The following is a 24,460-nucleotide window of genomic DNA, read 5'->3' on the forward strand; positions in this document are numbered from 1 at the left end:
GCCTCAGCCATTTGGCCGGATCAGATATTTCTCGCCCGTCCGCTTCGCATTATACTGGGAAAGCACGTCGAGCGACAGCGCATCGGTCAGCGATATCTCATGGCTGTAATGGCTCTTGAACGTCGTGGTCAGCTCGTCGACGACGCGCTTCCGCATGCGTCCGACGACGTCCGCTCCGGCCTTCTGCATGAAGGGCGTGAGCAGAAAGCCCGACAGCGACCAGGAAAAGCCGAAGCTACGGTTGAGAAGGGTCGGTCCGACGTCGAGCGCACCATAGATATAGACCTGCTTGAACGTGTCCGAGCCATAGCGGCTGTACGTCGTCATCCGCTTGACCGCGGCCGATTCCATGCACGCCAGAATCTGTCCCGCCAGCTTGCCGCCGCCGATCGCATCGAACCCGCAGGTCGCCCCCGTTTCGACCAGCGCCGCAGTCAGCTTGTCGAGGAAATCCTCGTCGCTGCTGTTGACAATATACTCGGCGCCGATCGCCTTCAGCAACGCGACCTGGGCATCGCTGCGCACGATATTGACCAGGGGGATACCGTCCTTGGCGCAGATCTTGACGAGCATCTGCCCAAGGTTCGAGGCTGCCGCCGTGTGGACGAGCGCGCTATGCCCTTCCATCCGCATGGTTTCGGTAAATGCCAGGCTGGTCAGCGGGTTGACGAAGCAGGAGGCGCCATCTTTCGGGTCGGTGCCGTCGGGCAGCTCCATGCACATCGCGGCCGGCAGACAACGATATTCGGCATAGATTTCGCCGCCGAGTACCGCGACCGTCTTGCCGAGCAGCGCCTGCGCGTCGGGCGAGGTCCCCGCCTTGACGACGAGCCCGCAGCCCTCGTTTCCGATCGGCAGCGCCTGGCCGACGCGCGGCGCCATCGCCCGCATCCCGGGCGCCGGAATATCGGCGGTCACGACCGGCAAGCCGTCGCGCTGCGATGCGCGCGCGCTCGCCATATCGGCGGCACCGAACAGCAGCCCCAGGTCGGACGGATTGATCGGGGTCGCCAGGATCTTCACCAGCACCTCGTGCGGCGCGGGCTCGGGCATCGGTCGCCGCTCGAAGAAAACCTCCAGCTCGCCTTCGGGCTTCACCAGCGTGAGCATCGTCAGATTGGTGTCGGGCAGGTCGGTCATTGCGGGTCTCCCATGCGTTCGGTTTCTCGATGCAACGGGTTAGGGTGCCACAGGCGCGCTGGCAATGGCGCAGCCGTCAATCGGGCGAATATTCGCTCGCGATCCGCAGCACGTCGGCCGCCAGTTCCTCGCGGCAGATCAGCAGGTCGGGCAGATAGGTATCCACATTATTATAGCGCAGCGGCGATCCGTCCACGCGGCTGACGTGCAGTCCGGCGGCCGCCGCGACCGCGGCAGGGGCGCAATTGTCCCATTCATATTGGCCGCCGGTGTGAAGGTAGATGTCGGCTTCGCCGCGCACCACCGCCATCGCCTTGGCTCCCGCCGATCCCATTGCGAGCAGCTCGGCGCCGATCCGTTCGGCCACGAACAACGCCTCCGCGGCGGGACGCGTCCGGCTGACCAGCATCTTCAGCGGCGCATTCGCTGGCGGAAGCGGCGGCGGGGCATCGGAAGAGAGCGTCAAGCCGAGCCCTGGCAGCGCCACCGCCCCGACTGCCGCGACGCCATCGATCGCAAGCGCGACATGCACCGCCCAGTCGCTGCGCCCCTCGCCATATTCGCGGGTGCCGTCGAGCGGGTCGACGATCCACACCCGCGATTGCGACAGGCGCGCCGCATGGTCCTTTTCCTCTTCGGACAACAGCCCGTCGTCGGGCCGCGCCCGGCGCAGTTCGCGGCACAGCATCGCATTGGCCGCCTCGTCTCCCGCGCGCCCCAGCGCCTTGCCCGAAAGCGCGCCGTCCCCACCCAGGTCGAGCAATATCTTTCCCGCCGCGGCGGCAAGCCGCCCCGCAAGCTGCGCATCGCTTTCAGCCATGATCGCCGACCAGTCCCTCTTCTTCGCGTTCCGCGTCATCATCGGCCTGCTTGTGCTTGTGCAGGCCCCAATCGACGCGTGCCCACGCACGCTCGTGCAGATAATAGAGGATCATCTTGGTGATGACCTCGGTGCTCGCGATCGCGCCCGCCGCCTTCACATTGGCGGTGAAGATATAGCTCAGCACGAAGGTGTCGATGCTGCCCAAGACGCGCCAACTGATCGCCTTGAGCAGCGACCGGCTATGCGCCTCCCTCCCCCGGAACAGCAGCACCTACCCTCCTATCCCAACAATCGCTCGACGATCAGGTCGGCCGCCTGTTCGGCGGACATCACCGTCGTATCGATCCGGATTTCGGGATTTTCGGGCGCTTCATAGGGGCTGTCAATGCCGGTGAAATTCTTCAGCTGTCCGGCCCGCGCCTTTTTATAAAGGCCCTTCACGTCGCGCCGCTCGGCCTCCGCCAGCGGCGTATCGATGAAAATTTCCAGAAATTCGCCTTCGGGCAGCATCGCGCGCACCATCTCGCGCTCGGCCCTGAACGGCGAAATGAACGCGGTGATGACGATCAGCCCGGCATCGGTCATCAGTTTCGCAACCTCGCCGACGCGGCGGATATTCTCGATCCGGTCGGCCTCGGTAAAGCCCAGGTCCCTATTGAGCCCGTGGCGGACATTGTCGCCATCGAGCAGGAAGCTGTGCCGGTTTGCGCGGTGCAATTTCTTTTCGACGAGATTGGCGATCGTCGATTTGCCCGACCCGGACAGGCCGGTGAACCACAGCAAGGCGGGCTTCTGGTTCTTCAGGTCGGCACGGGCTTCGCGGCTGATGTCGGTCGCCTGCCAGTGGACATTCTGCGCGCGGCGCAGGCTGAAGTGCAGCATGCCGGCGCCGACGGTCGCGTTGGTCAGCTTGTCGATCAGGATGAAGCCGCCGAGCGCACGGTTGTCGGCATAGGCTTCGAACACGATCGGCTTGTCCGTCGACAATTCGACGACGCCGATGCCGTTCAGGTCGAGGGTCTTCGCCGCAAGATGATCGAGCGTGTTGACGTTGATTTCATATTTCGGCGCCTGCACCGTCGCGGCGACCGTCTGCGTCGCGAGCTTCAGCCAATAGGCGCGGCCCGGAATCATCGCCTCGTCGGCCATCCAGACCAGCGTCGCCTCGAACTGGTCGGCGGCCTCGGGCGGCGCGTCCGCCGCGGCAATGACATCGCCGCGCGAGCAATCGACCTCGTCGGCGAGCGTCAGGGTGACCGACTCGCCCGCGATCGCCTCGTCCAGGTCGGCGCCCAGCGTCACGATGCGGCTCACCCTTGTCGTCTTGCCGCTCGGCAGGATTCGCACGGGATCGCCCGGCGCGATGCGGCCGCTCGCCACCTGCCCCGAAAAACCCCGGAAATCCAGGTTCGGGCGGTTGACCCACTGTACCGGCATGCGGAAGGGTTTGCTCTCCTCGGCGCGCGCGCCGAGGTCGACATTTTCGAGATGCTCGATCAACGCCGGCCCCTTGAACCAGGGCATATTATCCGAAAGCGCGGTGATATTGTCGCCCTTGAACCCGGAGATGGGGATGGCGGTGAAGTTGGTGATGCCGATCTCGCTCGCGAACGCCCGGTACGCCAGCGCGATGCGATCGAAGACGCCCTTGTCGTATCCCACGAGGTCCATCTTGTTCACCGCGAGCACGATATGCCTGATGCCGAGCAGATGCGCGAGGAAGCTGTGCCGCCGCGTCTGGGTGAGCACGCCCTTGCGCGCGTCGATCAGGATCACCGCCAGGTCGGCGGTGGAGGCGCCCGTGACCATGTTGCGGGTATATTGTTCGTGCCCCGGTGTGTCGGCGACGATGAACTTGCGCTTTTGCGTCGTGAAAAAGCGATAGGCGACGTCGATCGTGATCCCCTGCTCGCGCTCGGCGGCAAGGCCGTCGACGAGCAGCGCGAAATCGATCTCCTGCCCCTGCGTGCCAACGCGCTTGCTATCGGCCTCGAGCGCGGCGAGCTGGTCCTCGAAGATCATCTTGCTGTCGTACAGCAGCCGCCCGATCAGGGTCGACTTGCCGTCGTCGACGCTGCCGCAGGTGATGAAGCGCAGCAGCGACTTCCGCTCATGGCTGGCCAGATAGGCGTCGATGTCCTCGGCAATCAGCGCATCGGTGACGTAGATGGGGTCGGTCATATTCTTACTTCGTCATTCCCGCGAAAGCGGGAATCCCGCTTCGTCCGTTGATACAGAAAGAGGCCCCCGCCTTCGCGGGGGTTGACCCTTCGTCAATCTGAAGATTGGCGCGGCGGGTCAAAAATACCCCTCCTGCTTCTTCTTCTCCATCGACGCGTCGCCGCCATCCTTGTCGATCGCGCGGCCCTGCCGCTCGCTCGTCGTGGTCAGCAGCATTTCCTGGATGACCTCGTTCAAGGTAGCGGCGGTGCTTTCGACCGCGCCGGTCAACGGATAACAGCCCAGCGTGCGAAAGCGGATCGAGCGTTCCACGGGAACTTCGCCATCCTCGAGGGGGAAGCGGTCGTCGTCGACCATCAGCAACAGGCCGTCGCGTTCCACGGTCGGCCGCGGCGCCGCGAAATACAGCGGCACGATCGGAATATTCTCGCGCGCGATATATTGCCAGATGTCGAGCTCGGTCCAGTTCGACAGGGGGAACACGCGAATGCTCTCGCCCTTCGCCTTGCGGGCGTTGTAGAGATTCCACAGCTCGGGGCGCTGCTTCTTCGGGTCCCAGCCATGCGACGCGGTGCGGAACGAAAAGATGCGCTCCTTGGCGCGGCTTTTCTCCTCGTCGCGGCGCGCGCCGCCGAAGGCGACGTCGAAGCCATATTTGTCGAGCGCCTGCTTCAGCCCCTCGGTCTTCCACATGTCGGTATGCAGCGGACCGTGGTCGAACGGGTTTATACCGCGCTCCTTCGCCTCGGGGTTCTGGTGGACGATCAGTTCCATCCCCGCCTCTTCGGCCATGCGGTCGCGCATCGCGTACATCGCGCGAAATTTCCACGTCGTGTCGACGTGGAGCAACGGGAAAGGCGGCGGCGACGGATAAAAGGCCTTGCGCGCCAAATGCAGCATCACCGCGCTATCCTTGCCGACGCTGTACAGCATCACGGGCTTCGCCGCGTCGGCCATGACTTCGCGCATGATATGAAGGCTCTCGGCTTCCAGCCGGTCCAGATGGGTAAGCGTCTTCGTCATGTCCCCGCCATTGCCGCCACCGCCCGCAACAGGCAAACTGTATGGCCTTTTGCCCTGCCAAGCCAGACTTGCAGCATCACGCGCGCGCCGCGACCTTCGAACGGTACCAGTCGTGCGCGATCGCCGCGACGGCCTTCAGCGGCCCCTCGAGCCGCCGGGCAACATCGGGCAGCCCCGACCAGTCGGCGGCGAACAGCAAGCCCAGTTCGCGGCGAAAATCATAGCCGGCGACGCGGAGCGGGACCGTCCCGTCGATCGCCATCGACACGGGGGCGGTGGTGATGCCGATCCCCGCCGCGACCATGCGCAGGCAGCGCTCGTCGCTGTCGCTGCGCAGCGAAAAGCGCGGACGAACCCCGTGCCGGGTAAAAAAGCGACTCGTCGCGTCGAGATATTCGCACGAGCGGCGCGCGATCATCGTTTCGGGCGCCAGTTCCTCCGGCGACACCTCGTCCCGACCGGCGAGCGGATGCGCCTCGCCGACAAGCATGACCAGCGGTTCCTCGAACAGCGCCATCGCCGCCGCCTCGCCCTCCCCCGCGGCCAGCGGGACCAGCGCCATCTGGATGCGCCCGTTCGCCAGCGCGGCGCGAAGCTCGGCATCGTTACCTTCGACGATCTCGATCGAAAAGGCCCGCGCGAACTCGGCAACGATGCGCTGGAGAAACTCGCCCGGCGCCGACCGGATCGTCCCGATGCGCAGCACCGGCGCGGGGGCGGTCTCGTTGCGGCCGAAACCGTCGGCGGCGCGAAACGCGCGCTCGAGTTCGCGGGCGATCGGCAGGAACCGCCCGCCCGCTTCGGTCAGGCGGATCTTGCGCCGGTTCCGAATGAACAGCTGCGCCCCGACCAGCCGTTCGAGCTCGGCGACGCCGGTCGACAAGGCGGGCTGGGTCACGCGGATCTGCTGCGCCGCCTGGGTAAAGCTGCCCGCGTCGACGACGGCGAGGAACTGGCGGATGTGGGCGCGCTTTATCATAAATATTTCTTATGATGGATCGCATCGGATTTCAATTTTCATATGGTTCGACTTTCGGGCATGAAGGGACCTCTGTCCCGTTTCGACTTCGAAAGGCTGACCATGCGCGCCACCCCCGACTTCGATTTCGCGCTCGGCGAAACCGCCGACATGATCCGCGAAACCACCGCTCGCTTCGCCGACGAACAGATCGCACCGCTGGCCGCCAGGGCCGACGCCGAAGACTGGTTCCCGCGGGACGAATTGTGGACGCAGATGGGTGCGCTTGGCCTCCACGGCATCACGGTCGAAGAGGAATGGGGCGGCCTCGGGCTCGGCTATCTGGAGCATGTCATCGCGGTCGAGGAAGTGTCGCGCGCATCGGGCGCGATCGGCCTCTCCTACGGCGCGCACTCCAACCTGTGCGTCAACCAGATCCGCCGCTGGGGCAATGCGGAGCAAAAGGCGAAATATCTTACCAAGCTGATCTCGGGCGAGCATGTCGGCAGCCTCGCGATGTCCGAAGCCGGCGCGGGAAGCGACGTCGTCTCGATGAAGCTGAAGGCCGAGAAGGTTCAGGGCGGCTACGTCCTGAACGGTACGAAGTTCTGGATCACCAATGCGACCTGCGCCGACACGCTCGTCGTCTATGCCAAGACCAGTCCCGAAGCCGGATCGCGCGGGATCACCGCCTTCCTGATCGAAAAGGACATGCCGGGCTTCGCCATCGGGCAAAAGATCGACAAGGTCGGCATGCGCGGCAGCCCGACCGCCGAACTCGTCTTCACCGATTGCGAGGTCGGCGAAGAGCAGGTCATGGGCCCGGAAAACGGCGGCGTCGGCGTGCTGATGTCGGGGCTCGATTACGAACGCGTCGTGCTTGCGGGACTCCAGCTGGGCATCATGCAGGCCTGCCTCGATACGGTCATCCCCTACGTCCGCGAGCGCAAGCAGTTCGGCAAGCCGATCGGCTCGTTCCAGCTGATGCAGGCAAAGGTCGCGGACATGTATGTCGCCCTCAATTCGGCGCGCTCCTATGTCTATAACGTCGCCAAGGCGTGCGACGCGGGACAGACGACACGCTTCGATGCCGCGGGCGCGATCCTGCTGGCGAGCGAGAGCGCCGTGAAGGTCGCCGGCGAAGCGATCCAGGCGCTCGGCGGTGCGGGCTATACGAAGGATTGGCCGGTCGAACGCTATTGGCGCGATGCCAAGCTGCTCGATATCGGCGCCGGCACGAACGAAATCCGCCGCATGCTGATCGGTCGCGAGCTCATCGGCGCCGGCGCGTGATCTGGCTCTGGCTGTCGGCCGCCGCGATGGCAGCGACGGCCACCTTTCACTCGCGGCTCGGCGAACGGCGGATGGTGCGGCCCTTGCTCGCGCTCGACCAGGGCGTGACAGCGGACCCGCGCGTGCGCCGGATTATCCGCTTCGCCTGGCACGCCACCTCGGTTCTGATGCTCTTGTCCGCCGTCACCGTCGCCTGGCCCGGTACGCCGCGCGGCCTCATTGCGATCATCGGGGGCGGCTGGCTGGCAACCGGTCTCGTCAACGCCGCGTATCTGAAGGGACGCCATATCGTATGGCTGTTCCTTACCGGCGCGGGGGCGCTCGCGCTCATCGGAGCCATTGCGTGACTCAGACCCTCCTCGACGCCCTGCAATATTACGGCGCGGGCGCCGCAACGCTCGCGGCCTTCCTCGTATCGCTCAACCTCGGGCGGCGCTGGACCGGCTGGGCCTTCGTCATCTTCGTGACGAGCAGCCTTGCGCTGATCGGCTGGGGGTTTCTGCAACCCGACAGCGAGGGCATCGGGTGGCAGAACATCGCCTTGCTCTGCATCAACTGCGTCGGCGTGTATCGGTACCTGGTCCTGAAGGAAAAGCCCAGCGATCCGTCGGATCAGGGCGGGGCCGACTGAGTGCCCCGCCCTTCCCGATCATCATCCCCAGATGCGAACGCGCTTTTCGGGAGGCAGGTACAGCTTGTCCCCCGGCTTGACGTCGAACGCCTTGTACCAGGCATCCAGGTTCCGCACCGTCAGCGCCCGGTACATGCCCGGCGCGTGACCGTCGGTCGCGATCCGCGCGCGCAGCGCCGCATCGCGCATCTTCGTCGCCCATGTTTGCGCATAGGCGATGAAAAACCGCTGATCGCCCGTGAACCCGTCGATCACCGGCGCTTCCTTGCCCTTCAGCGAGGCGCGATAGGCATCATAGGACGCCTGAAGCCCGGCGACGTCGGCGATATTCTCGCCCAGCGTCAGCTTGCCGTTCACGCTCAGGTCGGGAAACGGCTTGTACTGGTCGAACTGGTCGGCCAGCGCCTGCCCCGCTTCCTCGAACTTCTTGAGGTCGGCGTCGGTCCACCAGTTGCGCAGCGCGCCGGTCGAATCGAACGCCGCGCCATTATTGTCGAAGCTGTGGCTGATCTCGTGCCCGATCACCGCGCCGATCGCGCCATAATTATAGGCGGGGTCGGCCTTCGCGTCGAAAAAGGGCGGCTGCAGGATCGCCGCGGGGAAGTTCAGCGCGTTCTGGACCGGCAGGTTGACCGCGTTGACCGTCTGCGGGGTCATCCACCATTCCTTCTTGTCGAACGGCTTTCCGATCTTGACCAGCTGATGGGCATATTCGGCCTTCTCGCCCGCGATTTCATTGGCATAGGCGCCATCGGGGCTCACCTGATAGCTGCCATAGTCGCGCCACGTTTCGGGATAGCCGACGCCGACCTGGATAGTCTCGACCTTCTTCAGCGCCTCCTTCTTGGTTTCGGGCGCCATCCAGTCGATCGTCTCGACGCGCTTGGCAAAGGCCGCCTTGATGCCGTCGACCATATCGCTCACCTCGGCCTTCGCCGCGGCGGGGAAATATTTATCAGCATAGGCGCGGCCCACCGCGTCGCCCAGATACTGATCGAGCGCCGAAAGGGCACGTTTGTCACGGCTACGCTGTTCGGGCGTGCCCGACAGCGTCGTGCCGTAAAAGGCGAAATGGGCGTTGTCGATCGCGGTCGGCAGCACGTCGGCATGGCTGTTGATCTGGTGGAACGTCAACCAGTCCTTCCACGCCTCGAGCGGCTGCGACGCCACCAGCGCGGCAAGCCCGCTGATCGCCTTCGCATGATAGGCGCCGAACTTGTCCGCTCCGTCGAGCTGCGCCGCGGCAAAGAAAGCCGGCCAGTCGATGCCCGGCGCCTTCTTGCCGAAATCGGCCTTTGTCCAGACGTCGGTCGACGCCGTGAAATCCTCGCGCTGCTCGCGCGTGTCATGCGCCTTGGCGATCTTGGTCTCCAGGTCGAATATCCGCTTTGCCCGGGCATCGGCGTCGTCGATGCCCGCGGCCGTGAGCAGCTTGACGATATAGGCCTGATAGGCGGTGCGCAGGCTCGCCATTTTCGGATCGGACGACAGATAATATTCGCGCTCGGGCATGCCGAGACCACCCTGGAGAATATAGGGGATGACCTCGCCCGGGGTCGCAAGTCCCTGTGTCACGAAGACGCCGAACAGGTTTTCGGTGTTGAAATCGGTGGCGTTCAGCGGATCGACATCGGCGCGCAGTTGTTCGCCCAGCACTTTCGAAAGGGCATCCTTGTCCGCGATCGCGTCAAAGCGCGCCAGGTCGGCCTCGACCGGCTTCATCCCCGCCTTGTCGATCGACGGTGTATCGATATAGGCCTTATAGAAATTGGCGATCCGCGCCTGGTCGGTGCCGTCCTGCACCGGCCCCTTGACGATCGCATCGATCAACTCGCGGTTGCGTTTCTCGGTTTCCTGAAAGGCCGTGAAAAAGGCGCCGGTCGACGATCGGTCGGCCGGGATTTCGGTCGTCTTCTGCCAGTTTCCATTCGCATAGGCATAAAAGTCGTCGCCGGGATTGACGCTGGTGTCCATCGCGGCCTTGTTGATGCCGATCGCGGTGCCGACGGTATAGGCGGCGGATGTTTCGTCCTTGCCGCCGCTGCTGCAAGCAACGGGGCCGGCCAGAACCGCGGCGGTGGACAACAGGGCAACGAAAAGCGTCTTCTTCATCGGTTTGCAACCTCGACTTCGGGGGAATGTGAACGGGGGGATACGCCTGTGACGATTCGGTTTCAATGCCAACCAATTTCTGCCTGTGGCGCTTTTCAATCGACGAGCGACCATTTACCCCCGCCATCATCGACAGGAGAGACGATCCAGTGAGCGCACCGGTCCTGCAAACCATGGTCCAGCCGGAGAGCGAGGCCTTTCACAGCAACGCCGCGCACAATCGCGCGCTTCGCGACGACCTTCGCTCGCGCGTTGCCGAAGCCGCGCTAGGCGGCAGCGAGAAATCGCGCGAGCGACACGTCGGCCGCGGCAAGTTGCTTCCGCGTGAGCGCGTCGAGCGGCTGCTCGATCCCGGCTCGCCCTTCCTCGAAATCGGGCAGCTCGCCGCATGCGACATGTACGGTGGCGAAATCCCGGGCGCCGGGATGATCGCCGGTATAGGCCGCGTATCGGGCAAACAGGCGATGATCGTCTGCAACGACGCCACGGTGAAGGGCGGCACTTACTATCCGATGACGGTGAAGAAGCATCTGCGGGCGCAGGAGATCGCGGAGGCGAACCGCCTGCCGTGCATCTACCTCGTCGACAGCGGCGGCGCCAACCTGCCGCATCAGGATCAGGTCTTTCCCGACCGCGACCATTTCGGCCGCATCTTCTTCAACCAGGCGAATATGTCGGCAAAGCGCATTCCGCAGATCGCCTGCGTCATGGGCAGTTGCACCGCGGGCGGCGCCTATGTCCCCGCGATGAGCGACGAGACCGTCATCGTCCGCAACCAGGGCACGATCTTCCTTGCTGGGCCCCCGCTGGTGAAGGCGGCGACGGGCGAGGAAATCAGCGCCGAGGATCTGGGCGGCGGCGACCTGCACGCGAAGAAATCGGGCGTCGTCGACCATCTGGCCGAGAATGACGAACATGCGCTGACGATCGTCAGGGACATTATGAGCCACCTCTCCGGCCCGTTCGTGTCGAGCGAAGTCGAGACACCGGGAGGCGGCGCGCGAACGATGGGCATCTCGACTGCGCTCGATGCGAGCGGGATTAGAGCACCAAGGCCGCCAAAATATGATGCGGAAGAACTGTACGGCATCATTCCGCAAGACGTCCGCGCGCCTTACGATGTGCACGAGGTGATCGCGCGCATCGTCGACGCCAGCGAGTTTCACGAGTTCAAGGCGAATTACGGCGCGACGCTCGTCTGCGGCTTCGCGCATATCTGGGGCATCCCCGTCGCGATCCTCGCCAACAACGGCGTGCTGTTCAGCGAAAGCGCGGTCAAGGGCGCGCATTTCATTGAGCTGGCGCAGCAGCGGCGCATCCCCCTGCTTTTCCTCCAGAACATCAGCGGCTTCATGGTGGGCGGCAAATATGAGGCCGAGGGGATCGCCAAGCATGGCGCGAAGCTGGTGACGGCCGTCGCGACCGCGACGGTGCCAAAGATCACGGTGCTGATCGGCGGCAGCTTCGGCGCGGGCAATTACGGCATGTGCGGCCGCGCCTACAGCCCGCGCTTCCTGTTCACCTGGCCCAATGCGCGGATCAGCGTGATGGGCGGCGAACAGGCCGCGTCGGTGCTGGCGACCGTCCACCGCGACGCCGACAAATGGACGCCAGAGGAGGCCGAAGCCTTCAAGGCGCCGATCCGCCAGAAATATGAGGATGAAGGCAACCCCTATCACGCGACCGCGCGCCTGTGGGACGATGGCATCATCGACCCCGCCCAGACTCGCGACGTGCTCGGCCTCGCCTTCTCCGCAACGCTGAACGCCCCGGTCGAAGACCGCGGCTTCGGCGTGTTCAGGATGTAATGATGATGATCAACTCCCTCCTCATCGCCAATCGCGGCGAGATCGCTTGCCGCATCATCCGCACCGCGCGCGAGATGGGCATCCGCACCGTTGCGGTCTATTCGGACGCCGACGCCAAGGCCCTGCATGTGCGCGAGGCCGACGAAGCCGTGCATATCGGGCCGTCGCCGGCGCGCGAGAGCTACCTCGTCGGCGAGAAGATCATCGCGGCGGCCCGGGCGACTGGCGCCGAGGCGATCCATCCCGGCTATGGATTCCTCTCGGAAAATGCCGCGTTCGCGCAGGCCGTCACCGATGCCGGGCTGATCTGGGTCGGGCCGAAGCCCTCGTCGATCACCGCGATGGGCCTGAAAGACGCCGCAAAGACGCTGATGGCCGACGCCGGGGTGCCGGTGACGCCGGGCTATATGGGCGAAAATCAGGACCCGGATTTCCTCGCCGAACAGGCCGCGCAGGTCGGCTATCCCGTCCTCATCAAGGCGGTCGCGGGCGGCGGCGGCAAGGGGATGCGCAAGGTCGACGCCGCGGCGGATTTCATCGACGCGCTCGCCTCGTGCCAGCGCGAGGCTGCGGCGTCCTTCGGCAACGACCATGTGCTTATCGAGAAATATATCTTGACCCCGCGCCATATCGAGGTGCAGGTGTTCGGCGACACCCACGGCAATGTCGTCCACCTGTTCGAGCGCGACTGTTCGCTCCAGCGCCGCCACCAGAAGGTGATCGAGGAAGCCCCCGCCCCCGGCATGGACGAAGCGACCCGCGCCGAGCTGTGCGCCGCCGCGGTACGCGCGGCGAAGGCGGTCGACTATGTCGGCGCCGGTACGATCGAGTTCATCGCCGACGCATCCGAAGGCCTGCGCGCCGACCGCATCTGGTTCATGGAAATGAACACGCGGCTACAGGTCGAGCATCCGGTGACCGAAGAAATCACCGGCGTCGACCTCGTCGAATGGCAGCTGCGCGTCGCCAGCGGCGAGCCGGTCCCGCTGACGCAGGACGAACTCGCGATCGATGGCTGGGCGATGGAGGCGCGCCTCTATGCCGAAGACCCGGCCAGGGGCTTCCTGCCCTCGACCGGTCCGCTCGAACTGTTCCAGCTTTCCGATCATATCGGCCGCGTCGACACGGGCGTCTATGAAGGCGCCGAGGTCTCGCCCTTTTACGACCCGATGATCGCCAAGGTCATCGCGCACGGCGAAACCCGCGACGAGGCGCGCGAGACGCTGTCCGACATGCTCGAGGACAGCGCGGTGTGGCCGGTGAAGACCAATTCGGCCTTCCTGATCCATGCGCTCGGCCACCCCGATTTCGTCGCCGGCACCGTCGACACCGGGCTGATCGGCCGCGACGGCGACGCGATGACCGCAGCCCCCGAACCCTCGCCCCAGGCGCTGACCAACGCCGCGATGGCGATGGTGCCGCGTGTCCTGCAATCGGGTTTCCGTCTCAACGCGCCCGATGTGCGCACCGCGCCCTTCCTGCTCGACGGCAAGCGGGTCGATGTCGTGCTGCACGGCCCCGGCACCGCCGAACCCGCCCCCGCGATGCTCGTCGCCGAAAGCGGCTCGGTGTGGCAGCTCGCGCCCTGGCGCGCGGCGGGCGGGGTCGGCGGCGCGGCGGGCGACGGCGCGATCCTCTCGCCGATGCCGGGCAAGGTCATCGCGGTCGATGTCGCTGCGGGCGATGTCGTGACCAAGGGCCAAAAGCTGCTGACGCTCGAGGCGATGAAGATGGAGCACAGCCTGACCGCGCCCTTCGACGGCGTGGTGGCCGAACTCAACGCCGAAGCGGGCGCGCAGGTTCAGGTCGAGGCGCTGCTCGCGCGGATCGAGCCGGCCGAATGAGCGACCTGATCCTCCGCGATGCGACGCGCGCGGACCTTCCCGCTATCCTCGCGATGCTCGCCGAAGACACGATACCGCCCGACCGCGAGACCGATCCCGGCGATCCGTGCTATCTTGCAGCTTTCGAGGCGATCGACGCCGGTCCGAACCAGCATCTGATCGCTGCGGAACTGGACGGCCGCGTCGTCGGGACGATGCAGTTGAGCTTCCTGCCCGGCCTCTCCTTTCGCGGCAGCTGGCGCGGATTGATCGAGGCGGTGCGGATCGCAAGCGACCTGCGCGGTCGAAGGCTCGGCGAACGCATGATCCTGTGGGCGGTCGAACAGTGCCGCGCGCGCGACTGCAAGCTCGTCCAACTGACGTCGTCGGCGACCCGCACCGACGCGCATCGCTTCTACGCCCGGCTCGGCTTCGCGGCGAGCCATGTCGGCATGAAACTGCATCTGAAGGACTGATCATGGCAGGCAAATTATTCGACGAGTGGCAGGTCGGCGACACGCTGGCCCACGACATCCGCCGCACGGTGACAGAGACGGACAATCTGCTCTTCACGACGATGACGCACAATCCGCAGCCGCTGCACCTCGACATAGAGGCCGCGAAGGCATCCGAATTCGGACAGATTCTCGTCAACGGCACCTTCACCTTCAGCCTGATGGTCGGGCTGTCGGTGGGCGACACCACGCTGGGCACACTCGTTGCCAACCTCGGCTACGACAAGCTGGTGATGCCCAGGCCGGTGTTCCTCGGCGACACGCTGCGCGCGGAGAGCGAGGTGATCGCATTGAAAGAGTCGAAATCGCGACCGAACGCCGGGATCGTCACCTTTCTTCATCGCTGCATCAACCAGCGCGATGAACTTGTCTGCCAGTGCGAGCGTTCGGCCCTTATCAAGCGAAAGGCCGACTGATGCGACTGCGTTCCCTCCTCTTCGTCCCCGGCGACCGCCCCGATCGCTTTGCCAAAGCCGCCGCATCGGGCGCCGACGCGATCATTCTCGATCTGGAGGATTCGGTCTCGCCGGCAAACAAGGACATGGCACGCGATGCCGTCGCCGATTACCTTGCGGGCACGCGGGAGGTCATCACGCTGGTACGCGTTAACCCGCTCGACGGGCATATGACCGCCGCCGACATCGCCGCCATCGTGGGTGCCGCGCCCGATGCGATCATGCTTCCCAAGGCCGAAGGCGCGCCGAGCCTTGCGCAACTCGACACGATTTTACGCAGCGAAGGCGGCGATACGGATCATTTGCCCCCTGTCCTGCCGATCGCGACCGAAACGCCGGCGGCGATCTTTACGCTCGGCAGCTATCGCGAGGCGCGCGATCGGCTCGTCGGTTTGACCTGGGGCGCCGAAGACCTGCCCGCCGCGATCGGCGCGGCAACCAGCCGCGAGGCCGACGGCAGCTACACCGACCCCTATCGCGTTGCGCGCGCCTTGACGCTGTTCGCCGCGCATGGCGCGGGCGTCGCGGCGATCGACACCGTGTTTCCCGCCATCCGGGACGAGCAAGGCCTCGCCGCCTATGCGACGCGGGCGCGGCGCGACGGTTTCACCGGCATGATGGCGATCCACCCGTCGCAGGTCGCGCCAATCAACGCCGCCTTTACGCCGGCGGAGGAGGACGTCGCCCGCGCCCAGGCGATCGTCGACGCCTTCGCCGCGAATCCCGGCGCCGGCGTGCTGCAAGTCGACGGCAAGATGGTCGACGCGCCGCACCTCAAGCAGGCGCGGCATATCCTGTCACTCGCGGACTGATCGGCCTTCGCGAAGGGAGGTCAGCCGCGCCGCCGAAATGGCCGGTGCCGCCGCATCCAGGCCTTGCCGCGGTGCCAGCTCTTCTTCAGCCCGCGCTCGGCGATCCCTTCGAACATCGCGTCGGGGCTCGTCGGATCGAGCAATTCATTGTCGGCGATAAACTCGTCGAACGGGCCCGGCGCGATCAGGTCGAGTCGCTCGAGCGAGCGCCCGTCGCCGCGCAGCGCCTCGATCGTCTCGATCAGCGACCCGCTCCGTTCGAAATGGCGTCCGACATCTTCCGGCTCGACCCCCAGATGCTCCGCCATCAACGACTCGCGCAATTTGCGAATCGTCGACTCTATGCCGCGATTGGCCGTCAGACCGGCGTCGATCGTCACGTCGCACTCGCTGTCGAGCCCCATCGAACGATTGTTCATGTTCGACGATCCGACACGGATCAAGCGGTCGTCGACGATCGCCGTCTTGGCGTGCACGTAAATCGGGTCGCCGCCCGCCGTGTGCGGCACATAGACGCGCAACCGGTCGCCATGCTTCGCCTTGGCGATCTCGCGGACCAGTTCGACGCGCGCCGCATCCATCGCCATCTGCTCCAGCCAGCCGTCGGCGGTCTCGGGCATGACCATGACGAATTCGGGGGCATCGTCCTCGTTCAACCGCTCGGCGATCGCCGCGGCGATCTTGCCGCTCGTGAAATATTGATTCTCGAAATAGATGAAGTGCTTGGCTCCCGCGATGATGTCCAGATAGAGCTGCTCTATCTCGCGGATCGCCGGATAGCCGTCATATTCGGCGCGCGTGCGCGAAATCGCGACATCGACATCACGGAAATCCGGGTCCAGATCGTCGGGCCAATTCTCGCCGATACCGCTCAGGTCGCGCAGCGGCTTTTTCGTCGCGCGCTGCCAGCGCTCGTTGCCCAGTTCGGCGAGCGCCTCGCCCACCGGGCCGGCAAGAATCATCGTCGAATCGTGCCAGGGCATGTACGCCTCGCCGTCGGGGGCGATCCGGCACGGGTCGTCGTCCTTGTGCTCGCGCGTATCCCAGCGCCGCGATCCGACGTCGATCCCGCCGCATACGGCCAGATGGTCGTCGAATACCGCGACCTTTTGATGATGGCTGCACCCGACCGGGTGCGCGCCGTCCAGCCGAAAGCTGATCGAACGCGTGATCTTCCAGCGCAGCACCATCGACACGATGCGCGGCATTGCGAGTTGCTTCAGCCCGCCGAAGTTCCAGCGCAAGATGTCGATATCGCGATCCGGACGGTCCTTTGCGAGCCGCAACATGTAATGGCCAAGCGCTTCGCCGCTGCCGTCCGCTTCGGGGGTCAGCGATATGCGCGGATCGAAATCCCATCCGATCAGCAGGATGCGTTCCTTGGCGCCCGCCATCAACCGTGCAAGCAGCGCATAATAATTTGCGGCGTCGACGATCATCCGCGCTTTGTTCGCGCGTTCGATCCGCCAGCAATTGCGCCCTTCGGCGACGATGGGAGAGAGGTCGGCGTCGCTCATCGCCGCAGACACGCGCGGCGGCGGCGATGGTTGCGCATCGCAGAGCTCAGGCGGCGAAGAATTGTTCGGGCGCCAGTTCCATCATCGCCTCGCTGCCCGCCTCGATCTTGCGGCGGAGCGCGCCGGCGTCGGGCATGAAGCGTTCGGCGAAGTGCCGCGCCGTCACCAGCTTCGCATCGAGGAACGCCGCATCGCCGCGACCTTCGTCCCGCGACGTCTGCGCCGCTTCGGCCATGCGCAGCCACATCAGGCCCAACGCGACGATACCCATGATGTGCATATAGTGATGCGCACCCGCGCCGACATTGTTGGGGTTGGTCATGCCGTTCTGCATGAACCACATCGTCGCGGCCTTCAGTTCGCCATTGGCCTTTTCGAGGCGCAAAGCGAGGTCCGACAGCGGCCCCTCCTTCGCCGCGGCGCATTCGGCGTCGACGACGGCGAACAGCGCCTGGACCGCGCGTCCGCCATTCTGCGCCAGCTTGCGGCCGACAAGGTCCATCGCCTGCACACCGTTCGCGCCTTCATAGATCATCGTGATGCGGGCGTCGCGCACATATTGGCTCATGCCCTGCTCTTCGATGTAGCCGTGGCCGCCGAACACCTGCTGTGCATTGGTGGCGACCTCATAGCCCTTGTCGGTGCCATAGCCCTTGATAACCGGGGTCAACAGGCTGACGAGGTCGTCGGCCTGCTGCCGCTCGTCCTCGCTCTCGGCCATATGCGACAGATCGACCTGCAAAGCGCCCCAAAGGCACAGCGCGCGCAATCCCTCGACCACCGCCTTGCCATCCATCAACATGCGGCGCACGTCGGGGTGAACGAACAGCGGGTCGGCCTTCGCCTCGGGGTCCTGCGGCCCGGTCAACGCGCGGCCCTGGCGGCGGTCCTGCGCATATTGCACCGCATTCTGGAATGCGACATCGGCCTGCCCCAGCCCCTGGATGCCGACACCCAGCCGGGCGGCGTTCATCATGACGAACATCGCGGCAAGACCCTTGTTCTCCTCGCCGACCAGCCAGCCGGTCGCGCCGTCATAGTTCATCACGCAGGTCGCATTGGCGTGGATGCCCATCTTGTGCTCGATCGAGCCGCACGACACGCCGTTCCGCGCGCCCGGCGACCCGTCCTCGTTCACCAGGAATTTCGGCACGATGAACAGCGAAATGCCTTTCGAACTGTCGGGCGCTCCCGGCGTCTTCGCCAGCACCAGATGAATGATATTGTCGGTCAGGTCGTGCTCGCCCGACGAAATGAAGATCTTGGTCCCGCTGATCGCATAGCTGCCGTCGGCCTGCGGCTCGGCGCGGGTACGGATCAGGCCCAGGTCGGTACCGCATTGCGGCTCGGTCAGGTTCATCGTGCCGCCCCATTCGCCCGACACCATCTTGGGGACATATTTGGCTTTCTGTTCGTCCGACCCCTTGACCAGCAGCGCCGACACCGCCGCCTGCGTCAGCCCGGGATACATGGCAAAGGCCTGGTTCGCCGCCATGCGATATTCCTCGACCGGGAATCCGACGACGTGCGGCAGCGCCTGCCCGCCGAATTCCTCGGGCTGATTGAGCAACGGCCAACCGGCCTCGCAATAGCTCCTATACGCCTCCTTGAATCCTTCCGGCGTCGTCACCGAACCGTCGCCGTGGCGCGTACAGCCTTGCTGGTCGCCCGAATAGTTGAGCGGGAAAAGCACTTCCTCGCAGAATTTCCCGGCCTCGGTCAGCACCGCCTCGACCATGTCGGGACTGGCGTTGGCGAAACCGGGAAGGCCCGCATACCGCTCGATTCCGAGCACATCGTTGAGCAGGAAAAGCGTGTCTTTGACGGGGGCGCGATAGACGGGCATGCGAATTCTTTCCGATAAATCAGAGGGGGCTTCGGTCTTTTGTCTTACCCGGGGAGGCGTTCCGGGTCAGCCGGCCTCTTGCGTGGCCTCGACCTTTTTCACCGTTTCGATGAAGCGCGTCAATTCCTCGACCGCGCTGTCGATATCGTCGCGCTGGCGGCGCAGCAGCGAAATGCGCTCCTGGCATTTCTCGATCGTCACCTGGCGCTGCAGCTTGCGATTGTCGCCGACGTCGTAAAGGTCGATCATCTCGCGAATGTCGGCAAGGCTGAAGCCGGTGCGCTTGGCGCGCAGAATCCAGGCGAGCCGCGCACGGTCACGTTTCGAATAGATGCGCGACAACCCCTTGCGCGACGGGCTGATCAACCCTTCATCCTCGTAGAAGCGCAGCGCCCGCGCCGTGACGCCGAATTCGGTCGACAGGTCGGTGATGCTGTACTGCTCGCGTCCCAGATGGTCGGGCGTGTCGATATGAGCGTGGCCGTATTCTTCGGTCATAAGCGACAGGATTAGTTTCCGTTGACGTGAACGTCAAGGCTGGCGAAATCCGGGAGAAGCGGCGGGCTCAATCCCCGCAAGGCCGGACGATATTGCCCTGCCCGTCGCGCATGCGCAACCCCCTTGCGTCGTCGGCGGACCAGCTCGCACGCGGCAGGCGAAGCCCGGCGAGCGTCGCGCGTCCGGGGCACAGGCTGTCGCATTGCGACGGCAGCTTGCCGGGCAGGCGCAACTCATCCTCCTCTTCGCGCAGGATCACGCTGCAATCGTCGACTCCGGCAAAGGTAAAGCGCCATCCCTCGCCGTCGGGCTCGATCCGCCCCCTCGTCCGGCACGACAAGCCGGTGCCGAACGCCGCGGTCATCGCAAAGCGCCATTCGCCGCGGCCATCGGGCACCACGCACATCGCGTCGCGGCCCAGATCGTGGATACGCTCGAACACGCCCGTCGGCTCGCTCGCCTCGGGACGCACAACCCCGCGCTGGCGCGCCGCGATTTCCAGCGGATTGCCCGCGTCGATCGCCATGTCCTCGGGGGGCGCCGCGTGCTTGTCGCAGGCGCCCGCGAACAGCATGACGGCAAGCAGGGACAACCTAGCCTTGCGCATCGTCATCCAGGAACGTCAGGCTGCCGTCGTTCTCGACCCGGCGATAAAAGCACGACCGGCGCCCGGTGTGACACGCCGGGCCTGCCGGACGCACGACCAGCAGCAGCGCATCCTGGTCGCAATCGACGCGCATCTCTACGACGTCCAGCCCATTGCCCGACGTCTCGCCCTTGCGCCACAGCGCCCCGCGCGAGCGCGACCAGAAATGCGCCTGCCCCGTCGCCCGCGTCCGCTCGATCGCGACATCGTTCATGTGCGCAACCATCAACAATTTGCGCGTCGCCGCATCGACGACGATCGCGGTCAGCAACCCCGCCGCATCGAAGCGCGGCAGGAAACGGTCGGCGGTATCGCGGTTCTGGTCCATTCGCGCGGCTTTAGGCCAGGAAAGCCCTCGCTGCCACCCCCGCCGGCGCGCTGTCATCAAAGAGTCCAAATTGGGGGGGCGACATTTGCCTCCACGCCCCCTATATGCGCGGCAGTTGCCGCCCCCAACCCCGGATCGACATGCTGACGACCCATCCCTTCGACGACGACAAGCTCCGCGAGGAGTGCGGCGTCTTTGGCATATATGGCGCAGACAGCGCCGCGGCCGTGGCCGCGCTGGGGCTCCATGCGCTCCAGCACCGCGGGCAGGAAGCAGCCGGCATCACGGCCTTCGACGGCAAGGAGTTCCACAGCCACAGGGCGATGGGGCATGTTGCGGGCAATTTCGATCGCGACGACATCATTCGCCAGCTCGACGGTCCCTCGGCGATCGGCCACGTCCGTTACTCCACGACCGGCGAAACCGCGCTGCGCAATGTGCAGCCCCTCTTTGCCGACCTTGCGACCGGCGGCTTCGCGGTAGCGCATAACGGCAATATCTCGAATGCGGCGGCGCTAAGGAAGATCCTCGTCCGTCGCGGTTCGATCTTCCAGTCGACCAGCGATACGGAGGTGATCATCCACCTCGTCGCCACGTCCAGCTATCGCACCTTGCTCGATCGCTTCATCGATGCGCTCAAGCAGGTCGAAGGCGCCTATTCGTTGATCTGCCTGACCGCCGAGGGGATGATTGGCTGTCGCGACCCTCTCGGCATCCGCCCGCTCGTGATCGGCAAGCTCAACGACGCCTATATTCTTGCCTCCGAAACGGTCGCGCTCGACGTGGTTGGCGCCGACTTCGTTCGCTCGGTCGAGCCCGGCGAACTCGTCATTGTTCGCGACGGACAGCTAACATCCCACCACCCCTTCACCGAGCGTCCCGCGCGCCCGTGCATCTTCGAATATGTCTATTTCTCGCGCCCCGATTCGATCGTCGACGGCACCAGCGTCTATTCGGTGCGCAAGGCGATCGGCGCGGAGCTGGCGCGGGAGAATCCGGTCGATGCCGACCTTGTCATTCCGGTCCCCGACTCCGGTACTCCCGCGGCGATCGGCTATGCGCAGGAATCGGGCATTCCCTTTGAACTCGGCATCATCCGCTCACACTATGTCGGGCGCACCTTCATCCAGCCGGGCGATAAGGTCCGCCACCTTGGCGTCAAGCTGAAGCACAACGCCAATCGAGCCCTGATCGCGGGCAAGCGCATCGTGCTGATCGACGATTCGATCGTGCGCGGCACGACCAGCCTCAAGATCGTGCAGATGATGCGCGAAGCCGGGGCCGCCGAAGTGCATATGCGCATCGCGAGCCCGCCGACCTCGCACAGCTGTTTCTACGGCGTCGACACGCCCGAGCGCGCGAAGCTGCTCGCCGCGCAGATGACGATCGGCCAGATGGCGAACTTCATCAACGCCGACAGCCTCTCTTTCCTGACTATCGACGGCCTTTACCGCGCGCTCGGCGAAAGCGAGCGCAGCGAACGCTGTCCGCAATATTGCGATGCGTGCTTCACCGGCGACTATCCGACCACGCTGACCGATTTCGAGGAACATGTGCTGGAGGATCAATTCTCGCTTCTGGCCGAACGGGTTGTCTGACGACATGATCAAAGCATCCGAAGAACTGGCCGGCCAGGTCGCGCTGGTCACCGGCGCCAGCCGCGGCATCGGGGCCGCCACCGCTTTTTCCCTCGCGAAGCGGGGTGCTCACGTCGTGATTACCGCACGCACCGCGGGCGGGCTCGAAGAGCTCGAAGATCGCATTCATGCCGCTGGCGGCAGCGCGACCATTGCACCGCTCGACCTTACCGACGGCGACAGCATTGCGCGCCTTGCAAGCGCGATGGCCGAGCGCTGGCAGCATCTCGACATGCTGGTGCTCAACGCCGCGATGCTTGGCACGCTGACCCCGGTCGGGGCGATCGACGGCAAGGAATTCAACAAGCTGCTGACGCTGAATGTCGTTGCGCAGCAAGCGCTGATCGCCAACTTCGATCCGCTGCTGCGCCGCGCGGCCCACGGGCGCCTGGTCGCGCTATCGAGCGGTGTCGCGCGTACGCCCCGTGCCTATTGGGGCGCCTATGCTGCGTCGAAAGCCGCGCTCGAGGCGCTGGTCACGAGCTATGGCGCCGAAATGCGGAACATTTCGAATGTCCGTACCGCCATCCTCAACCCCGGAGCGACGCGAACCCAGATGCGCGCGCGCGCCTATCCGGGGGAAGATCCGCAAAGCATCAAGGACCCGGCCACGGTTGGTGAATTCGTCGCCGGTTTGATGGTCGACGGTTTCGACAGCACCGACTTTCACGAGTTGCCCAAGGTGATGGAAGAGGCTTAACGCGTTCTTTGCCTTCGCACGATAGAGGCTCCTTTTCTCCGCGTTTCTGCAAGGACTCCGGTCATGGCCAATTCCCTCCTGCGCTCGATCGTCGCGACGATCATCGGCATAGTCGTCGCCTTCGCGCTGATCTGGCTCGCCCAATACGCTGGCGGCGAACTGTCACCCGAAGTCTATGACGTCGAAACCGGAGAAATATTGATCCCAGCCGGCGCGACCCTTGCCCTGTTGATTGGCTGGTTCATCGGCAGTTTCGCGGGCGGCTGGCTGGCGATGCGGGCATCGGGGAATAGCGGCCCCGGCTGGATCGTCGCCGGCGCGGTGATCGGCGCCGGAATCTATCGCGCCGTCACACTCGGCGACAGCTGGTGGATGATGGTGCTGGGCGTCGTCATCCCGCTGACCGCCGCGTGGACCGCGCAGCGCGTATCGGCGACGGTGCCCGCAACGGCTTGACGGAACACCCGTCGCCCCTGCGCAGGCGCGGCGACGGTCAATCCGCTTCCGCGTCGACCGCCGCCTGCACCGATTTGTAAAAGGCCTCGCGCGACGCGCCGACACCTTCGGGATCGGTCGCGGTCGGCCAGTTGCCATTCGACGCAATCACCAGGCTCCGCTTCGGATCGATGAAGATTCCCTGGCCGAAGATACCCTGTGCGGCAAAGCTGCCGTCGTCGTTCGTCCACCATTGATACCCATAGCCGCGTCCCGGCTGCTCGATATCCGCCTGCTTTGTGGTCGCCGCCGCGAGCCAGCCGTCGGGCAGCACCTCTTTGCCGCCCGCTGTCCCGCCGCCGAGGATGAATAGCCCGAAGCGCGCATAATCCTTCAGGCTCGCCGACATGCAGCAGCCGCTTATCTCGTGCCCGGTCGCGCCGAGCATCCACACCGCGTCCTGTTCCATCCCGAACGGCTTCCACACCTTTTCGGACAGATAGTCGGACAAGGTCTTGCCGGTCGCGCTCGACACGAGCACGCCGATAAGGTTGGTCTCGCCGGTCTTATAGACCCACTTCGACCCGGCGGGCGCTTCACGCGGCAAGGTCTTCATATAGCTGACGGTTATGTCTTCGCCGGGCACCGGCTTTTGCAGGTTGAACTGCGCGACGTCGGACTTCGGGTCGGTATAGTCCTCATTCCATTTCACGCCCGACGTCATGGTCAGAAGCTGGCGCACGCTGACATCGTCATAGGCCGAACCCCTGAGCCCCGGGATATACGCCGAAACCTTGTCGTCGAGGCTCTTGATATAGCCGTCCTTCACGGCCGCCCCGACGAGTGTCGAGGTGAAGCTTTTCGCGACCGAAAAACTCGTCCAGCGCCCTTGCGGGCCATAGCCGAGCGCATATTTTTCCAGCCGGATCTTGCCGTCCTGAACGATGATCAGCCCCGCGTTGCGCTGGCCCGCCATATAGGCGTCGACATCGACGCCGAGATCGATCGGCTTGCCTTGCGGCATCGGATACACGTCGCCGCCGGCTGCGATGGTGTGAACGACGACTTTCGGTACGCTCTCCATCGTGCGGAAAGCGGCGTCGCGTTGGTCCTGGCTCCAAAACAGCACGTTCAGATCCTCCGGCAATTTATGGTTAGGCTTCGTGGACAAAGGGTATCCAGAGTTTAACTGAGGCGAGCGCGACGAAGCCGAGGTAGGATTCCTTGGTTTTGTCGTAGCGGGTGGCGACCCTGCGCCAATTCTTGAGTTTGTTGAACA

Annotated in this window: 24 protein-coding genes and 1 pseudogene; 11 read left to right on the forward strand and 14 right to left on the reverse strand. The window is 64.8% G+C overall.

Features of this window, described 5'->3' with window-relative positions; all coding sequences use genetic code 11:
* Positions 1-3: 3 nt before the first annotated feature.
* From AC58D2_RS19680 to AC58D2_RS19705, 6 genes are all read right to left on the reverse strand, one after another.
* Positions 4-1,140, reverse strand: coding sequence for a zinc-binding dehydrogenase (locus AC58D2_RS19680; RefSeq protein WP_497392736.1), 1,137 nt, complete (start codon positions 1,138-1,140; stop codon positions 4-6).
* A 76-nt stretch (positions 1,141-1,216) separates the two neighbouring features.
* Positions 1,217-1,960 (reverse strand): 3'(2'),5'-bisphosphate nucleotidase CysQ, encoded by a 744-nt coding sequence (locus AC58D2_RS19685; RefSeq protein ID WP_497392756.1) that lies wholly within the window; start codon positions 1,958-1,960, stop codon positions 1,217-1,219.
* Complete coding sequence (locus AC58D2_RS19690) at positions 1,953-2,234, reverse strand: DUF2061 domain-containing protein (RefSeq protein WP_497392737.1); 282 nt, start codon at positions 2,232-2,234, stop codon at positions 1,953-1,955. The genes AC58D2_RS19685 and AC58D2_RS19690 overlap by 8 nt, the downstream gene beginning before the upstream one ends.
* An 8-nt stretch (positions 2,235-2,242) precedes the next feature.
* Positions 2,243-4,144 carry a sulfate adenylyltransferase subunit CysN gene (cysN, locus tag AC58D2_RS19695; RefSeq protein WP_497392738.1) on the reverse strand — a complete coding sequence of 634 codons (1,902 nt, stop codon included), beginning with the start codon at positions 4,142-4,144 and terminating at the stop codon, positions 2,243-2,245.
* Between the two features lie 117 nt (positions 4,145-4,261).
* The gene (gene cysD, locus AC58D2_RS19700) at positions 4,262-5,167 is read right to left on the reverse strand and encodes a sulfate adenylyltransferase subunit CysD (protein ID WP_497392739.1); all 906 of its coding nucleotides are present in this window, start codon (positions 5,165-5,167) and stop codon (positions 4,262-4,264) included.
* 76 nt (positions 5,168-5,243) lie between these two features.
* Positions 5,244-6,146 (reverse strand): LysR family transcriptional regulator, encoded by a 903-nt coding sequence (locus tag AC58D2_RS19705; RefSeq protein ID WP_497392740.1) that lies wholly within the window; start codon positions 6,144-6,146, stop codon positions 5,244-5,246.
* 102 nt (positions 6,147-6,248) lie between these two features.
* Here AC58D2_RS19705 and AC58D2_RS19710 point away from each other — a divergent pair, with 102 nt between their 5' ends.
* Genes AC58D2_RS19710 through AC58D2_RS19720 form a run of 3 tightly spaced genes read left to right on the forward strand, consistent with a single transcriptional unit; the run spans position 6,249 to position 8,049 of the window.
* Complete coding sequence (locus AC58D2_RS19710; protein WP_497392757.1) at positions 6,249-7,418, forward strand: isovaleryl-CoA dehydrogenase; 1,170 nt, start codon at positions 6,249-6,251, stop codon at positions 7,416-7,418.
* A complete protein-coding gene (locus AC58D2_RS19715) occupies positions 7,415-7,765 on the forward strand; it encodes a hypothetical protein (RefSeq protein ID WP_497392741.1) in 351 nt (116 codons plus the stop codon). The genes AC58D2_RS19710 and AC58D2_RS19715 overlap by 4 nt, the downstream gene beginning before the upstream one ends.
* Positions 7,762-8,049: a hypothetical protein gene (locus tag AC58D2_RS19720; protein WP_497392742.1), complete on the forward strand. Its 288-nt coding sequence runs from the start codon at positions 7,762-7,764 to the stop codon at positions 8,047-8,049. The genes AC58D2_RS19715 and AC58D2_RS19720 overlap by 4 nt, the downstream gene beginning before the upstream one ends.
* 21 nt (positions 8,050-8,070) lie before the next feature.
* Here AC58D2_RS19720 and AC58D2_RS19725 read toward each other — a convergent pair whose 3' ends face one another.
* Positions 8,071-10,161, reverse strand: coding sequence for a M13 family metallopeptidase (locus tag AC58D2_RS19725; protein ID WP_497392743.1), 2,091 nt, complete (start codon positions 10,159-10,161; stop codon positions 8,071-8,073).
* Between the two features lie 173 nt (positions 10,162-10,334).
* Between AC58D2_RS19725 and AC58D2_RS19730 the strand changes: the two genes are divergently transcribed.
* The 5 genes from AC58D2_RS19730 to AC58D2_RS19750 are packed head-to-tail and all read left to right on the forward strand — an operon-like array spanning position 10,335 to position 15,574.
* The gene (locus AC58D2_RS19730) at positions 10,335-11,969 is read left to right on the forward strand and encodes a carboxyl transferase domain-containing protein (RefSeq protein WP_497392758.1); all 1,635 of its coding nucleotides are present in this window, start codon (positions 10,335-10,337) and stop codon (positions 11,967-11,969) included.
* Positions 11,970-11,974: 5 nt separating this feature from the next.
* Positions 11,975-13,813, forward strand: a complete 1,839-nt coding sequence (locus tag AC58D2_RS19735) for an acetyl/propionyl/methylcrotonyl-CoA carboxylase subunit alpha (RefSeq protein ID WP_497392759.1) — start codon at positions 11,975-11,977, stop codon at positions 13,811-13,813.
* Positions 13,810-14,268: a GNAT family N-acetyltransferase gene (locus AC58D2_RS19740; RefSeq protein ID WP_497392744.1), complete on the forward strand. Its 459-nt coding sequence runs from the start codon at positions 13,810-13,812 to the stop codon at positions 14,266-14,268. Before AC58D2_RS19735 ends, AC58D2_RS19740 begins: the two co-directional genes overlap by 4 nt.
* Positions 14,269-14,270: 2 nt before the next feature.
* A complete protein-coding gene (locus AC58D2_RS19745) occupies positions 14,271-14,723 on the forward strand; it encodes a MaoC family dehydratase (protein WP_497392745.1) in 453 nt (150 codons plus the stop codon).
* On the forward strand, positions 14,723-15,574 hold the full coding sequence (locus AC58D2_RS19750) for an HpcH/HpaI aldolase/citrate lyase family protein (RefSeq protein WP_497392746.1): 852 nt from the start codon (positions 14,723-14,725) through the stop codon (positions 15,572-15,574). Before AC58D2_RS19745 ends, AC58D2_RS19750 begins: the two co-directional genes overlap by 1 nt.
* 20 nt (positions 15,575-15,594) lie before the next feature.
* On the opposite strand, the gene AC58D2_RS19755 is transcribed toward AC58D2_RS19750, so the two are convergent.
* The 5 genes from AC58D2_RS19755 to hisI all read right to left on the reverse strand — a co-directional run bounded on the left by AC58D2_RS19755 (position 15,595) and on the right by hisI (position 20,409).
* Positions 15,595-17,091 carry a phospholipase D-like domain-containing protein gene (locus AC58D2_RS19755; RefSeq protein WP_497392747.1) on the reverse strand — a complete coding sequence of 499 codons (1,497 nt, stop codon included), beginning with the start codon at positions 17,089-17,091 and terminating at the stop codon, positions 15,595-15,597.
* Between the two features lie 46 nt (positions 17,092-17,137).
* Positions 17,138-18,937, reverse strand: a complete 1,800-nt coding sequence (locus AC58D2_RS19760) for an acyl-CoA dehydrogenase C-terminal domain-containing protein (RefSeq protein ID WP_497392748.1) — start codon at positions 18,935-18,937, stop codon at positions 17,138-17,140.
* 66 nt (positions 18,938-19,003) lie between these two features.
* Positions 19,004-19,435, reverse strand: a complete 432-nt coding sequence (locus tag AC58D2_RS19765) for a MerR family transcriptional regulator (protein WP_497392749.1) — start codon at positions 19,433-19,435, stop codon at positions 19,004-19,006.
* Between the two features lie 67 nt (positions 19,436-19,502).
* On the reverse strand, positions 19,503-20,048 hold the full coding sequence (locus tag AC58D2_RS19770; RefSeq protein WP_497392750.1) for a hypothetical protein: 546 nt from the start codon (positions 20,046-20,048) through the stop codon (positions 19,503-19,505).
* Positions 20,029-20,409, reverse strand: a complete 381-nt coding sequence (gene hisI / locus AC58D2_RS19775) for a phosphoribosyl-AMP cyclohydrolase (RefSeq protein WP_497392751.1) — start codon at positions 20,407-20,409, stop codon at positions 20,029-20,031. The genes AC58D2_RS19770 and hisI overlap by 20 nt, the downstream gene beginning before the upstream one ends.
* Before the next feature lie 140 nt (positions 20,410-20,549).
* Here hisI and purF point away from each other — a divergent pair, with 140 nt between their 5' ends.
* The 3 genes from purF (at position 20,550) to AC58D2_RS19790 (ending at position 23,202) form a co-directional block, all read left to right on the forward strand.
* Positions 20,550-22,007, forward strand: a complete 1,458-nt coding sequence (gene purF, locus AC58D2_RS19780; RefSeq protein WP_497392752.1) for an amidophosphoribosyltransferase — start codon at positions 20,550-20,552, stop codon at positions 22,005-22,007.
* Positions 22,008-22,011: 4 nt separating this feature from the next.
* Complete coding sequence (locus AC58D2_RS19785; protein WP_497392753.1) at positions 22,012-22,746, forward strand: SDR family NAD(P)-dependent oxidoreductase; 735 nt, start codon at positions 22,012-22,014, stop codon at positions 22,744-22,746.
* Positions 22,747-22,809: 63 nt separating this feature from the next.
* Complete coding sequence (locus tag AC58D2_RS19790) at positions 22,810-23,202, forward strand: hypothetical protein (protein WP_497392754.1); 393 nt, start codon at positions 22,810-22,812, stop codon at positions 23,200-23,202.
* Between the two features lie 37 nt (positions 23,203-23,239).
* Here AC58D2_RS19790 and AC58D2_RS19795 read toward each other — a convergent pair whose 3' ends face one another.
* Together AC58D2_RS19795 and AC58D2_RS19800 are read right to left on the reverse strand one after the other, a co-directional pair.
* Positions 23,240-24,310: a serine hydrolase domain-containing protein gene (locus tag AC58D2_RS19795; protein WP_497392755.1), complete on the reverse strand. Its 1,071-nt coding sequence runs from the start codon at positions 24,308-24,310 to the stop codon at positions 23,240-23,242.
* Positions 24,311-24,335: 25 nt separating this feature from the next.
* Positions 24,336-24,460 (reverse strand): annotated as a pseudogene (locus AC58D2_RS19800) (IS5 family transposase); the annotation flags it as partial.

It is taken from the genome of Sphingopyxis sp. CR5 (assembly GCF_059693785.1).

Bases quoted from the DNA above. Each gene is read 5' to 3' on its own strand.
- AC58D2_RS19680 (WP_497392736.1), bottom strand. From the start codon at position 1,140: ATGACCGACCTGCCCGACACCAATCTGACGATGCTCACGCTGGTGAAG.
- AC58D2_RS19685 (WP_497392756.1), bottom strand. From the start codon at position 1,960: ATGGCTGAAAGCGATGCGCAGCTTGCGGGGCGGCTTGCCGCCGCGGCG.
- cysN (WP_497392738.1), bottom strand. From the start codon at position 4,144: ATGACCGACCCCATCTACGTCACCGATGCGCTGATTGCCGAGGACATC.
- cysD (WP_497392739.1), bottom strand. From the start codon at position 5,167: ATGACGAAGACGCTTACCCATCTGGACCGGCTGGAAGCCGAGAGCCTT.
- AC58D2_RS19705 (WP_497392740.1), bottom strand. From the start codon at position 6,146: ATGATAAAGCGCGCCCACATCCGCCAGTTCCTCGCCGTCGTCGACGCG.
- AC58D2_RS19710 (WP_497392757.1), top strand. From the start codon at position 6,249: ATGCGCGCCACCCCCGACTTCGATTTCGCGCTCGGCGAAACCGCCGAC.
- AC58D2_RS19725 (WP_497392743.1), bottom strand. From the start codon at position 10,161: ATGAAGAAGACGCTTTTCGTTGCCCTGTTGTCCACCGCCGCGGTTCTG.
- AC58D2_RS19730 (WP_497392758.1), top strand. From the start codon at position 10,335: ATGGTCCAGCCGGAGAGCGAGGCCTTTCACAGCAACGCCGCGCACAAT.
- AC58D2_RS19735 (WP_497392759.1), top strand. From the start codon at position 11,975: ATGATCAACTCCCTCCTCATCGCCAATCGCGGCGAGATCGCTTGCCGC.
- AC58D2_RS19740 (WP_497392744.1), top strand. From the start codon at position 13,810: ATGAGCGACCTGATCCTCCGCGATGCGACGCGCGCGGACCTTCCCGCT.
- AC58D2_RS19745 (WP_497392745.1), top strand. From the start codon at position 14,271: ATGGCAGGCAAATTATTCGACGAGTGGCAGGTCGGCGACACGCTGGCC.
- AC58D2_RS19750 (WP_497392746.1), top strand. From the start codon at position 14,723: ATGCGACTGCGTTCCCTCCTCTTCGTCCCCGGCGACCGCCCCGATCGC.
- AC58D2_RS19755 (WP_497392747.1), bottom strand. From the start codon at position 17,091: ATGAGCGACGCCGACCTCTCTCCCATCGTCGCCGAAGGGCGCAATTGC.
- AC58D2_RS19760 (WP_497392748.1), bottom strand. From the start codon at position 18,937: ATGCCCGTCTATCGCGCCCCCGTCAAAGACACGCTTTTCCTGCTCAAC.
- AC58D2_RS19765 (WP_497392749.1), bottom strand. From the start codon at position 19,435: ATGACCGAAGAATACGGCCACGCTCATATCGACACGCCCGACCATCTG.
- AC58D2_RS19770 (WP_497392750.1), bottom strand. From the start codon at position 20,048: ATGACGATGCGCAAGGCTAGGTTGTCCCTGCTTGCCGTCATGCTGTTC.
- hisI (WP_497392751.1), bottom strand. From the start codon at position 20,409: ATGGACCAGAACCGCGATACCGCCGACCGTTTCCTGCCGCGCTTCGAT.
- purF (WP_497392752.1), top strand. From the start codon at position 20,550: ATGCTGACGACCCATCCCTTCGACGACGACAAGCTCCGCGAGGAGTGC.
- AC58D2_RS19785 (WP_497392753.1), top strand. From the start codon at position 22,012: ATGATCAAAGCATCCGAAGAACTGGCCGGCCAGGTCGCGCTGGTCACC.
- AC58D2_RS19790 (WP_497392754.1), top strand. From the start codon at position 22,810: ATGGCCAATTCCCTCCTGCGCTCGATCGTCGCGACGATCATCGGCATA.